The following is a 12256-nucleotide window of genomic DNA, read 5'->3' as shown; positions in this document are numbered from 1 at the left end:
CGTATGTTCGATTTTTTTGAGTTTATTTTACAAATACTTCTATTACTTCGTCATCGGTTCCATCACCATCCACATCAATCATTCGTTTTAGTTGCAGCTTGCTTGCTGACTTTTCAATAATTGTTCCTCCTTGGAAAAAGTTAGAGCCGTTTAATTTCAATTCATTGTCAACAACCGTGTACGAACCATAAAACTTTTGTATGGGACATGGATCTACTGGTGTTGTTGAAGGCTCTGCTTCACTTTGGGTGTAATCGCCAATTTCAAAAGAATTAAATTCATTCAACTGCAAATAGTCTTTTCCGCAGTCTGAATTGCCTTGATATGGTTGGCTTTCTCCATTAATGATTACTGCCTCAGGAAACCATTTTCCTACTAAAACATCAACTGCCTGATCATCGTCATTACATGCTACAAACGACAAAGCTACTACTAATGTTACAATAATTTTTTTCATAAATTTTAAATTGAAACTCCTAAATAATTTTGTGGAGTTATTTGTTTTAATTCATTTTTTACCTCTGTTGAAACATTCAATGTGTCAATAAATGCGTGAATTGATTGTGCATTGATCACCTCGTTTGTTCGGGTTAAATCTTTCAAAGCTTCGTAAGGATTTGGATACGCTTCACGACGCAATATGGTTTGAATTGCTTCGGCAACAACTGCCCAATTGTTTTCTAAATCGCTCGCAAATTTTGATTCGTTGAGCAATAATTTGTTCAATCCTTTTAAAGTAGCTTCAAATGCAATGATAGTATGACCAAAAGGTACACCGATATTTCTTAAAACGGTGCTATCGGTTAAATCGCGTTGCAAACGAGAAATTGGTAATTTTGCTGCTAAATGTTCAAAAACAGCATTGGCAATACCTAAATTTCCTTCTGAATTTTCAAAATCAATTGGGTTAACTTTATGTGGCATTGCAGATGATCCCACTTCCCCGGCTTTGATTTTTTGCTTGAAATAGTCCATAGAAACATACGTCCAAATATCGCGATCTAAATCAATAATAATGTTATTTATACGTTTTAAAGCATCACAAAAAGCCGCAAAATGGTCATAATGTTCTATTTGAGTAGTTGGAAAAGAATGTTTTAAACCTAACACTCTCTCAACAAAATTCTCACCAAAAAATTGCCAGTCTTTATCTGGATAAGCCACTTTATGTGCGTTGAAGTTTCCGGTTGCGCCACCAAATTTAGCAGCAAACGGAATGTTGTTCAACAAACGCAACTGTTCTTCTAAACGAACCACAAAAACCAAAATTTCTTTTCCTAAACGCGTTGGCGATGCAGGTTGTCCGTGTGTACGTGCCAACATGGGAATATCCTTCCACTCTATGCTTAATTCTTTTAACTTATTAATTAATTGAATAAAAGTGGGCATATATACTTTTTCAAAAGCATGCTTTGTTGATAAAGGTATTGCGGTGTTGTTGATATCTTGAGAGGTTAATCCAAAGTGAATAAACTCTTTATACTCTTGCAAACCTAATTGGTCAAATTTATGTTTAATAAAATACTCAACAGCTTTCACATCGTGATTGGTTGTTTTTTCGGTATTTTTTATCCACAGTGCATCTTCAGTAGTGAAATTGGTGTAAATTTTTCTTAATTCCGAGAATAAATCTTTGGATACATTGGCTACTTGTGGAATTGGCAATTCGCACAGCGCAATGAAATATTCAATTTCTACTAAAACGCGATATTTTATAAGAGCTTCTTCCGAAAAATAATCTGCTAATGGAGCTGTTTTTGTTCTATATCTTCCATCGATCGGAGAAATAGCATTTAATTCTGTTAACATAAATATTTCCAATATTTTTATAAGGAACAAATATACTGAGGTTTTACAGTTAAAAAAAACTTATTTTATTTTGAATTTTTAAAATCGAAATTTTGATAGTACAAATATTAATTACCACTTTGCAAGAGAATACCACTATTTTATCAAAGCTTTATTATTAATGAAGTTTTGTATATTTGATATTCAACATTTTGTAATGAACTAAAATATTGAAGGGAATGTTTTTAAAAAAGATAAAAATCGTCAGTATTACTATTCTGTTATGTTTAACAACATATTTTATTATAACTTGTTTTAATATTACTAATTATTCTAAGAAAGATGAAACTCAAATAGCGGATGTTGGTATTGTTTTAGGAGCTGGAATTTGGAACGATGAACCTTCTCCCGTTTTCAGAGAGCGAATTAATCACAGTATCAGTCTATATAAAGATGGATATATTAAAAAGATAATTTTTACAGGAGGAAAAGCAAATGGCAAAAAATTTTCAGAATCTTGTGTTGCAAAAAGATATGCTGAAAAACTTGGTGTGAATCCTACAGATATCTTTATCGAAGAAAAGTCAAAAATCACTCAAGAAAATTTAAAGTTTGCAAAAGAAATAATGATTGAGAATAATCTATCAAAAGCTTTACTGATTAGTGATCCGTTACATATGAAAAGAGCAATTCTAATAGCAAAAGATTTTAATATTAGCGCACACACATCTCCTACAAAAACCAGCCAATACAAATCAACAAACAAAAAATCAACCTTTTTAATGAGAGAAAGTATTTTCTATATAACATATCAGATATATAGAATTTTCAACTAAATGTCTTAATAATTTGAGAGTATTTAAATGAATGAAAGAATAAAAGAAGCTGTCCGACTTTTCGGGCAGCTTCAACTAAAAGAAAGTAAATCTTACTAAATAAAAACTAGATTTACTTTCCGATACAAAAAGTAACTTCCTTTGTATATCAATAGTTTAAAATTTCAAGGTACAAATAAGGTACAAATTCAATTATAAATATCAATTATTAAACAATGGTAAGGCGAAATGTTGGATAATATTTTAATAAATTATTCTATAATATTTCGTTTAATATAATTGTAAAAAAAAAAACCCTTGTAAATCACATTTTTTTACAAGGATATTTTTATTTAGTTATTCAGCTACTTCCAGAATGATTTTTGATTTTTTTCTATCTGAATAAATTTTACTATCAAATGTTTGCTTGACTTTCAGAACTGGGTTTTGAATTGAATATTTAGCTTTATACTCTGTACTTAATACTTCATTTATATTTTTTAAATATTCATCATTCAAAGATTTTAATGCTTCTAAATTTACTTTATTTTTAATAAATGTATTGCGTTGTTCTTCATCTTCGTAGTTCTCATATTCACGTCCAGATCTAATTCTCAACAAAATTATTTCTTGTGTAATATTGATTAAATTTTCATATTCTTTGATAGCGTACTCAAATGTTAAGGTATCTTTAACCTTATCGGCACTTTTAATATATTCATGTAAACTATCTCGTATGATTTTAATACTATCTTTTGCTATAATATCTTTTGTCTTTTCAATAGATAATATTTCAAAATTTAATTCATCAGGTGTAGTACTAAATTTTTCTTTAATTTGTTTCGCTTTAAACTCCTTAAAAATTTCTTTTTCTTGGCTATCATTACAAGATAAACAAATACCAAATAATGAAAGTAATACTATTTTTTTCATTGTAAATTTTTTTAAATTAATTCAAAAATAACAAAAATGTAGGCATAAATGCGTTCATTCAATTCTTTTTTCAATCGAAATTTGAATAATGGATATTTCAGAAGAAACATTTATATCAAATTTGGGCATTCACATAAGACAATTACGTGAAAAGAAAAATATGTCTCAACAAGATTTGGCAAATGATTGTTCTATACCTAAATCTCAAATTGCAAGAATAGAACGTGCAACCATCAATACTACTGTAAAAACATTAATAAAAATTTGTAACGCTCTTGAAATTGAACCAAAGGAACTTTTTAATATTCCATTGAAATAAATAAGTTTTTTTTACATTTTTTTATCAGTCTTCGGGTTCTGTTTCCCCACTCCCTAAATCTATAATCGTAATTGTTTTTTGTTCTGTATTTTCTCCAAAACCTAATTGATTTTGTTTAGGTAGCACATAAACCAATAGTTTTATCATTATTTCTATACGCTCATGCGGTTTTAATTCATTTAACATTTTAGGTAAATTTTGAAGTTCATTACTTACAATGTTTTGAATTATATTTTTTGTTTCTGTTGTTATACGGTTTGGTGTACCTTTTACACGTCCGCCTGTTTTTTTTCCTGTTGCCATTTTTATATTATTAAATTGTTTCTATTTTTATCTACTTTAGATAATTTACTAAAAAAAATAAATGTTTTTTTTTGGTGCATTTTTTACATTTCGTGCATTTTAAAATAATAATCGGCTAGATCAAAACCGTTTTCAAAGTCTGTATTTTCGATTAAATCACTAACTAGAATTTTAAAATTAAAGCTGTTTAATTCAGTTGCTTTATTTAACCAATTGATATATTCGCCCTTATCAGGATATGCAATAACATTTCTTTTTTTTAATGGTTCTAATGTTTCAAACTTAAAATTGCCATTGCTTCCAGTAGCTAACCAAATGAAATCAGGTAAAAATATACTCATTACAATTGCAGTTTTTTCACTCTCAACAATTGCAATAGTTTTTTGATAGTCTTCATTTATAAGGTGTAAACCAAATAAACATTGACATAGATTAAAATCAGGCTCATTTATTGCTTTATGTAGCCAATTAATATGATTGTAAGGTTCTTTTATTCTTTTACCGTTTTGCTTGTTGTATAGCATTATTTTTGCCCCTTGTATTTGTTCTTTATGGTTTATTTGCCAAAATACGGTTGCATTATTCCAAAAGTAATTTGTACCAGTTAAGAAGTAGTTTTGCATTGCATTAAAAACCTCATCGCTTGTAAACTTTGTTTTTAGAAATTCGGTTAAATTGTTATTTATAGGATTTTCAAAATACATTTTATCTAATAATTCTAAACCGTGAAAACTTGGTTTTACTTTTGGTTTTGGTGCGGATCTAACTTCATTTATTATAGTAACCTCATCAGTATTAAAATACTTACTTTCACAATTGAAATAATTTATTGTTGAGGTTTTTAAATACCACTCAGAAATAAAACATTTCTTTTTTTGTTGCTCCAGTATTTGCGACTTTGGTACTATTGAAATAATGCCGTTTAAATCGACTAACTTATAAGCTTTATCACTTATACTGGTTAATGCTAAAAAGTTTATTAAATACGCCTTTTTGCCCTTTGGTGGTGCTTTATGATAGTTGCAATTTTGTTCCCTATCACATCGCCCAAAATCAGTGGGCAAATATTCGCCCGTTTCTGTATTAATATAAAAAACAAAAGTCTTTTTATTACAGTTCGGGCAAATATGCTTTTTACTTCCTTTGTCTAATGAATATTTAAAATTTTCCATTATCAAAACAAATTTTTATTAGTAGTTGTAATGTATGCTACATTCCCAATATCAATGCGTTTAACAAAGATTTTGAAACTATGTAAACGCTTCATAAAATTTGACTTATTAACTGGTCTAAAACCGTCCTCGATACAAAACGCTTTGTACTGGTTGTATAGTGTGCTTATTGTAGTGTAATCTGTTGAGGTTGTATATTCAAACTCATCAATAAACATTTTAACGCTGTCGCTTTGCTTTTCGTAATTACTTCGTGCGTTTTCTATTGCTTCACATTTACTGAAATTCTTTTGTTCCAGTAGTCTGTCAAGTCCTTGCAAAATCCAATTAAATACGCCCGATAATTCATTATTGATTATCTTTTGTGGTAACTGTTTATCTTGTTGGCTTTCGTGAATAGTTACATCAAAACCAATAATTAAAAACCGTCTAAAATATGCGTTTGTATGTTCTACATCTTTTGGTAAATCATTACAGTTAAATATTAATTTCGCATACTCATTTAGTATAAATGGTTCGCCATAGGGCAAACGTGCTTCTATTGGTTCGCCCGATGCCATTTGTTTAAAAATATCGGTTTCTAATTTGCCGTTTATTTCACTCGCATAGTTAACAAGCTTATTAGCAATTTTTGCCCTAAAATAACCGTTGTCATTTGTTAAACTTTGTAATGAATAGTTGCTTATGTTCTCCGTTCCTAAAAGTGCGTTTATAATTTCAAAAAATACACTTTTACCATTTGCTCCAGTACCATAAAGAATAAGCATTTTTTCAAGTTTTAAAACACTTGGTTTAATGAATATGTAACCGCAATACTCTGCAAATACTTTTTGTTTGTCTTTATCGGGCAAAACCTCATCTAAATACTTTTGGAATAGTGGTGCGGTTGCTTCGGGTTCGTACTCAAACGGTAACTGGTGCGTTATAAAGTCATTTCGATCGAAATTTCTTAAACCTCTTTTTGTGGGTGTAATTTCAAAAGTTCCATTTTGTAAATTAATAAGTACATTTTTTTTATTTGTCTTTGGTGTAGGCAAATAAGCATCTGCTAAAAACTGTTTAAATAACTCATCTTTAAAAGTGTGAATTTTAGCTCTAAACTTTTCAACTCCCATTTTTAAAGCTACATTACCTAAAAAAGATTGAAAACTTTCTTTGTCTATTTCGCTCCAGTAGCTACCATTATACAAATAAATGTAACCGTTCTTTTTACATAAGCCCCAATTATTAGCCTTTGCAATATTTATAAGTTGTTCAATACAAAGTATTAAAAAATGGTTTTTAGTTAGCTTAAAACTATTTAATTGCCTTTGTAATTCTGAATATTCTTTAAACTCTTTTTTGTTTTCTTTATTTACACTTCCGTCTTCATTAAATGCAAGTGGCTTTAATTCTTCAATCTTTTGTTTAATAATTTCAATTTCGGGAAAAGCCAATAATGTAAAGTCTATTTGCCCAATACTTTTAATAAGTTCTTGTAAAATATCTTCGTTTGTTGTTTGTATTGGTTCAATGCTATTAATATGCTGTACAATATCATTTGTAATAAGGTTTTTAAGATTTTGTTTATTTGCTTCCATTACTCAAATTGTTTAATTGGTTAGACTTTGGTTTTAGCAACCTTTCAAACTCATTTGGGTTGGTGCTTATTAAGTGTGCTGGGTACTTTGTTAAAGGACAAATAACCTCATCTATTGACTGTATTAAACGCCCCTCTTTTTCAAGTGTGCGTTTGTATCTGCAACCTGCTTCAATTGGAATATTTAAAGCTGTACAAAGTGCTTTTTTTGTAGTTGTAACATATTGTAATGCAATATAAAACAAACGCTCATCTGAATATTTACTTTTACATTGTTTTAATGAAAGTTTAGTACCTTTTTCAAGTGTCTTTATTATGAATTTTAGTACAAATTCAGTATCTTGTACCCGTCTTTTATGTGGGCTGTTCATTTGGTTATTTTCCATAGTTCAGCCCTTTTTTATTGTTAGACAAATACGCATTTGCTTCTGCTTCTATTTCTGCGTTTGATTTTTTACGCCCTTGTTTTATCCAATCAATAATTGTTTGACGGTCAAAATACAGACGTTTGCCCTGTTTACATACTCCTGGTAATTCGTTTTTTGAAATTTTTGAGTAAATAGTTGGCTTTGTGAGGTGCAAAAGGATTGCAACCTCATCAATTGTTAAAAGCTGTTCGGGTTGGTTGGTGGGTTCAACCGATTGGGGTTTGTGTTTAAGGTCGAGTATTAAGTTTTCAATACTGCTTAACCTTGCTTCAATTACTTCAAATGGATTGTTCATTTTGTACAAGTTTTAAATTTATTGTACAAAGTTTTCACGGTTGCAAAGTGGGTAACCAATTACAACCAGTTACAAAGTTTATTGATACTCTGCTTCGTATATCTTTTTTAATATTGAAACCTCATCTTTTGCCCGTTCCTGCTTATCTGTGGGCAATAATTCAATAATGCTTTCAATTAGCCTTATTTTGTTGTCAAGTTTTTTTGGTGTACAAAGGTTTGGTTTCCCTTTTCTATTTGCTGAACTTGAAAAGTATGTAAACCTTTGGAATAGTTTTTCGCCTGAATTATGCCCGTATTCTTTGGCTATTTCGTTGCCGTTTTCCCTTGTTATTTGCAAACCTTCATAAGCATATTTTAAGGCTATTTGGTCAATTTTCAGTTCAGGTTTTTGCTTAACAATCGGTTGAGGTTGTAATTCTTTAAAATATTGTTGAAAAAGAGGTGCAAAAAGATTATTGTTTGAAAAAACAATACTCCACGCTTTGTAAAAATACCCTTGCTTTTGTCCGTCTTCAAACGCACCTACTATTTGATAATCATAATTAATTTTAAAACCCGTTAATGTGAAAGCCCAACTGTGTTTAAAAGCAATATGTTTTGTTAGGTATTCAAAAACTTTGTTCACATAATCTTGCTTATCGGCTAATAATGTTAAAAACGGTTTAATTTGTGTATTGTCAAACTCGTTAAAACCATTTTCAAATCCTTTAGCATATTCTTTAAAGTACGGTATTAAATCAGTAATATATTTTACTGGTTTATTATTTATTTTTCTTGGAACTGAACCTAAAGCAATACTATTCAATTTATAATGAAAGTCTGAACGTGAATAAAAAGCCCCAAAAATATTTATTGAATAAGGTTTTAAAGCCGTTTCTTTTTTACCAACAAATCCGTGTTTTTTCATTTCTTCAAATTCAGCATCATTGATAAGTTTTTTTGTTGATAAACAATAATATTCATAAATAGGTTCATCAATATTAAAATTATTTAATAAGTGATCGTGGTTTAATTCGTTTGGTACAATTTCAGTTTCATTGTCATTGTCATTGTCAAATTCTAAATAACAAGTACCGTAACATAAACGTTTTTCATTAAGATATTCATCATTAATAACTATACTTTTCATTTGTCTTTTATGCTTTAAGTGGTTACATATCTAATTTAATTTTGTTTACTGCTGTTCGTTTAGCTTCATCAACTATTTTGGCATAAACCTGTGTTGTTTTTAAATCTTTATGCCCTAACATTTTTGAAACGGTGTAAATATCCGTACCGCTAAACAGTTGTAAGGTTGCAAACGTATGCCTAAAACAATGAAAAGTAATATCCTTTGTTATTCCTGCTTTACCTATCCATTGAAATAAATGTTTGTTGTGGTATGCTGAATATTTAAGCCCGTCAAATACTTTTTTATCTTGTGGCATATCCTTTGGGTTTTCTGTGCCTAATGTAAAACTGTACGCTTGTTCCGAAATTGGTAATACCTCAACGCCTTTGGTTTTCTTTTGATCAAAGTTTAAAAAATACCCTTGCCCGTTAATATGTTCAATTTCGCCCCAAACCATTTTTTGAATATCTGAAAATCTTAAACCTGTAAGGGCTGAAAATAAAGCCGAACGCTTTAATAAATCGTTATTACAAGGTGTTTTTACCAGCGTATTAAGTTCGTCAATAGTTAAATATGCTTTTCTTGTTTCTTCTTCTTTAATAGGGCTTATTTTAGCGTTTAAATCGGTTTGTAATAAACCGTCTTTATAGGCTTGTTTTAATGTAGCTTTAACCTTATTGAAATACGAAACGGCTGAATTTTGCGAAAGTGTTGTTTTGTCGCTTTTTTTACTTTTAGTTGTTAGTAGGTATTCTTTAAAATCTTCAAAAAAACTCTCGTTGAGGTCGCTAAATTTTAATTTACCTTTTGTAAATGCTTCAAGGTAATTAAGTGCCGATAACCAACTGTTATAACTACTACCAGCACGTTTATTTGTTAGTTTTTTAAAGTAATCAATAAAACATAGCTCGCTTATCTCTTTTTTGCGTAACTGTTCTTTTTCGTATTCGCTGTATATTTCGGGTTTGTTTAAAAAGTTTTCACGCTTTTGGCGTATGCTTTCGCCTATTTTTAAGGTTTCATTATTATGCTGTTTGTCAATAGGTGTTTTCGGCTTTTCAAAGATATAAAGCCCTAAAAACTCCCTGCGTGTTGGTTCGCCTGTTTTTGGGTGTGGTATTGGTGGGTAAAAGTCAAGGTATAAGCTTTTACGCCCGTTATTTATTTTTTTTTCTCTTAAACTTACTTTAGTTGCCATTGTCTTTTATGGTATTAATGCACGAAATGTAAAAAATGCACGTTAAAAATAAACTTTTTTTAACTCAATAAATTATCAATTATCAATTGAGGTACATAGGTGTACAAGCCTTTTTTTATTTTAGGTATGTTTTTCCGTTTTATTAGGTTTTGTAATGCCGTTTCCGATATGCTGAACTTTCCCAATACTTCGTTAATAGTATAACAATCTGTAATTTCAGATTGCATTACTTCGGCTTTATGCTGTTCCGTTTTTGGTTGTTCAAATAGTTTATCAATTTCAGAACGCTTAACCCTTGTTATTCTTTGCCCTAAATTAGTGGCTCTAATTGTACCGCTTTCTATGTAATAATAAATTGAACGTACAGAACAATTTAATAGGGTTGCTACTTCACGAACAGTTAAAAACTCCTTTACTTGTATTACTTCAATAGGTTTGGTTTTTATCTGTTGGGTTTCGCTGTTTGACTTTTGTACTTTTTCTGCTCTTATACGGGCTTTGTATAATGCTTTACTACATTTATCAGAACAACACTTTGTTACAGTTGTTCGGGCTGTAAATTCAGCACCGCAATGCTGGCAAATTCTTTGTACCTTAATATTTGAACTCATTTAATATCTTTTAGAATTTTTAAATGTATTTAAGTGCAATTAAGTGCAAAATAAAAAGAGCTTTTCACTCATTTTTTGTACCTCGTATTTACAAGGTACAACAAAGGTACAAATTTGTACCTAACAAAACAAAGTAACACAAAATAAATATTAAGTTAAAACAAATAAAAAAAACCTATAAACAAGGGCTTTATGTGGTTTTTATACCATTTATTAATTATTTGTTTTGTAATGGTTACTTTCCGATACAAAAATTCGCAAAAATATTTCCCAACAATTCATCATTTGTTACTTCTCCAGTAATTTCACCGAAATAATATAAAGCTTGACGAATGTCGATTGCCATAAGGTCGGCAGATATGTTAGTATCTAGCGCGTACTGCACTTTTTGAATTTCTTCTAAGGCTTTTATTAAAGAATCGTAATGTCTTGTATTGGTTACAATGGTTTCATTGTTGCGTAATGCACCTGTATTTACAAAGGATAATAGTTGATTTTTTAACTCTTCAATTCCAAGGTTATTTTTAGCAGAAATGGTTTCAAGCTTAACGTTTAAAGGCTCAAGTTGACTTTTAATCGTTTGAATTTCATCTTCAGAAAGCAAATCCATTTTATTGATCACAACAATCAACGGTTTTAATGGAAACTGATTTTTTATTTTTTCAATTTCTATAATGTATTCCGAGCTTTGAACTTTAAATTTTAAACTTTCAAATAGATACAAAACCACTTGGGCTTGCTCTATTTTTTCGAACGTTTTCTTTATTCCGATGCTTTCTACCACGTCTTTTGTATCTCGAATTCCGGCGGTATCAATAAATCGGAACCCAATTCCATTAATCACCAACTCATCTTCAATCGTATCGCGGGTAGTGCCGGCAATGTCTGATACAATGGCGCGTTCTTCATTTAGTAATGCATTTAAAAGCGTAGATTTTCCCACATTTGGTTCGCCAACTATTGCTACAGGAATTCCGTTTTTAATCACATTTCCTACGGCAAAACTGTCAATTAAACGTTTTAATACAAATTGAATGCGTTGAATTAAACTATGAAAGGCGTTTCGGTCGGCAAATTCCACATCTTCCTCTGAAAAATCGAGTTCTAATTCTATTAACGATGCAAAATTTAGCAGTTCTTCACGCAATTTGGCTATTTCGTTACTAAAACCGCCTCGCATTTGCTGCATGGCTATTTGGTGTGATGCTTCGTTGTCTGATGCAATTAAATCGGCAACTGCTTCGGCTTGTGATAGATCCATTTTTCCGTTTAAAAAAGAACGCATGGTAAATTCTCCTGCTGTGGCCATTCTGCAACCTTTCCTTAATAATAATTGTATGATTTCTTGTTGAATAAATGTTGAGCCATGACACGAAATTTCAACGGTTGGCTCGCCTGTATAAGAATTAGAACCTTTAAACAAGGATACCAAAACCTGATCTATAACTTTTTCATTTTCTACAATATAACCTAAATGTAAGGTGTGCGATTTCTGTTTTAAAAGATCCTTATCCTTCACCGAACGAAATATGTTTGCAACTGTTTCTATTGCTTTTGGACCAGAAACCCGAATCACGGCTATGGCACCTGCACCCGAAGCCGAAGCTAAAGCAACTATTGTATCGTTTAAAATCATAAAAATAGAATTGAATAGCAAAGTTACGCCAAGTTTATAAATTCTACCAATTTAAAATGTTCCGAC

General features: G+C 30.4%; 14 protein-coding genes. 2 read left to right on the top strand and 12 right to left on the bottom strand.

The window, feature by feature from the left end:
• Positions 1-22 precede the first annotated feature (22 nt).
• Positions 23-457 carry a lipocalin family protein gene (locus MG290_RS03230; protein WP_264562474.1) on the bottom strand — a complete coding sequence of 145 codons (435 nt, stop codon included), beginning with the start codon at positions 455-457 and terminating at the stop codon, positions 23-25.
• 5 nt (positions 458-462) lie between these two features.
• Positions 463-1809 (bottom strand): adenylosuccinate lyase, encoded by a 1347-nt coding sequence (purB, locus tag MG290_RS03225; RefSeq protein WP_257499130.1) that lies wholly within the window; start codon positions 1807-1809, stop codon positions 463-465.
• A gap of 218 nt (positions 1810-2027) precedes the next feature.
• Between purB and MG290_RS03220 the strand changes: the two genes are divergently transcribed.
• Positions 2028-2624, top strand: a complete 597-nt coding sequence (locus tag MG290_RS03220) for a YdcF family protein (protein WP_264562473.1) — start codon at positions 2028-2030, stop codon at positions 2622-2624.
• A gap of 336 nt (positions 2625-2960) precedes the next feature.
• On the opposite strand, the gene MG290_RS03215 is transcribed toward MG290_RS03220, so the two are convergent.
• On the bottom strand, positions 2961-3536 hold the full coding sequence (locus tag MG290_RS03215) for a hypothetical protein (protein WP_264562472.1): 576 nt from the start codon (positions 3534-3536) through the stop codon (positions 2961-2963).
• Positions 3537-3624: 88 nt separating this feature from the next.
• On the opposite strand from MG290_RS03215, the gene MG290_RS03210 reads away from it, so the two are divergent.
• The gene (locus MG290_RS03210; RefSeq protein WP_264562471.1) at positions 3625-3855 is read left to right on the top strand and encodes a helix-turn-helix domain-containing protein; all 231 of its coding nucleotides are present in this window, start codon (positions 3625-3627) and stop codon (positions 3853-3855) included.
• Positions 3856-3879: 24 nt separating this feature from the next.
• Here MG290_RS03210 and MG290_RS03205 read toward each other — a convergent pair whose 3' ends face one another.
• From MG290_RS03205 to mnmE, 9 genes are all read right to left on the bottom strand, one after another.
• The gene (locus tag MG290_RS03205; RefSeq protein WP_264562470.1) at positions 3880-4158 is read right to left on the bottom strand and encodes a hypothetical protein; all 279 of its coding nucleotides are present in this window, start codon (positions 4156-4158) and stop codon (positions 3880-3882) included.
• An 83-nt stretch (positions 4159-4241) separates the two neighbouring features.
• Positions 4242-5330 (bottom strand): DUF6371 domain-containing protein, encoded by a 1089-nt coding sequence (locus MG290_RS03200; RefSeq protein WP_264562469.1) that lies wholly within the window; start codon positions 5328-5330, stop codon positions 4242-4244.
• Positions 5331-5332: 2 nt separating this feature from the next.
• The gene (locus tag MG290_RS03195) at positions 5333-6910 is read right to left on the bottom strand and encodes a DNA primase family protein (protein WP_264562468.1); all 1578 of its coding nucleotides are present in this window, start codon (positions 6908-6910) and stop codon (positions 5333-5335) included.
• Entirely contained in the window at positions 6897-7295 is a 399-nt protein-coding gene (locus MG290_RS03190; RefSeq protein ID WP_264562467.1) for a hypothetical protein, read from the bottom strand. Before MG290_RS03190 ends, MG290_RS03195 begins: the two co-directional genes overlap by 14 nt.
• Positions 7285-7632, bottom strand: a complete 348-nt coding sequence (locus MG290_RS03185) for a helix-turn-helix transcriptional regulator (protein ID WP_264562466.1) — start codon at positions 7630-7632, stop codon at positions 7285-7287. Before MG290_RS03185 ends, MG290_RS03190 begins: the two co-directional genes overlap by 11 nt.
• 78 nt (positions 7633-7710) lie before the next feature.
• The gene (locus MG290_RS03180) at positions 7711-8763 is read right to left on the bottom strand and encodes a hypothetical protein (protein WP_264562465.1); all 1053 of its coding nucleotides are present in this window, start codon (positions 8761-8763) and stop codon (positions 7711-7713) included.
• 22 nt (positions 8764-8785) lie between these two features.
• Entirely contained in the window at positions 8786-9943 is a 1158-nt protein-coding gene (locus MG290_RS03175; RefSeq protein WP_264562464.1) for a site-specific integrase, read from the bottom strand.
• Positions 9944-10002: 59 nt separating this feature from the next.
• Positions 10003-10554, bottom strand: a complete 552-nt coding sequence (locus MG290_RS03170) for a helix-turn-helix domain-containing protein (RefSeq protein WP_264562463.1) — start codon at positions 10552-10554, stop codon at positions 10003-10005.
• 235 nt (positions 10555-10789) lie between these two features.
• Complete coding sequence (mnmE, locus tag MG290_RS03165; protein ID WP_264562462.1) at positions 10790-12190, bottom strand: tRNA uridine-5-carboxymethylaminomethyl(34) synthesis GTPase MnmE; 1401 nt, start codon at positions 12188-12190, stop codon at positions 10790-10792.
• Positions 12191-12256 lie beyond the last annotated feature (66 nt).

Origin of the sequence: Flavobacterium sp. CBA20B-1, assembly GCF_028473145.1 — a bacterium.
Lineage (GTDB): Bacteria > Bacteroidota > Bacteroidia > Flavobacteriales > Flavobacteriaceae > Flavobacterium.
This window is presented reverse-complemented; position numbering and strand designations above follow the sequence as displayed.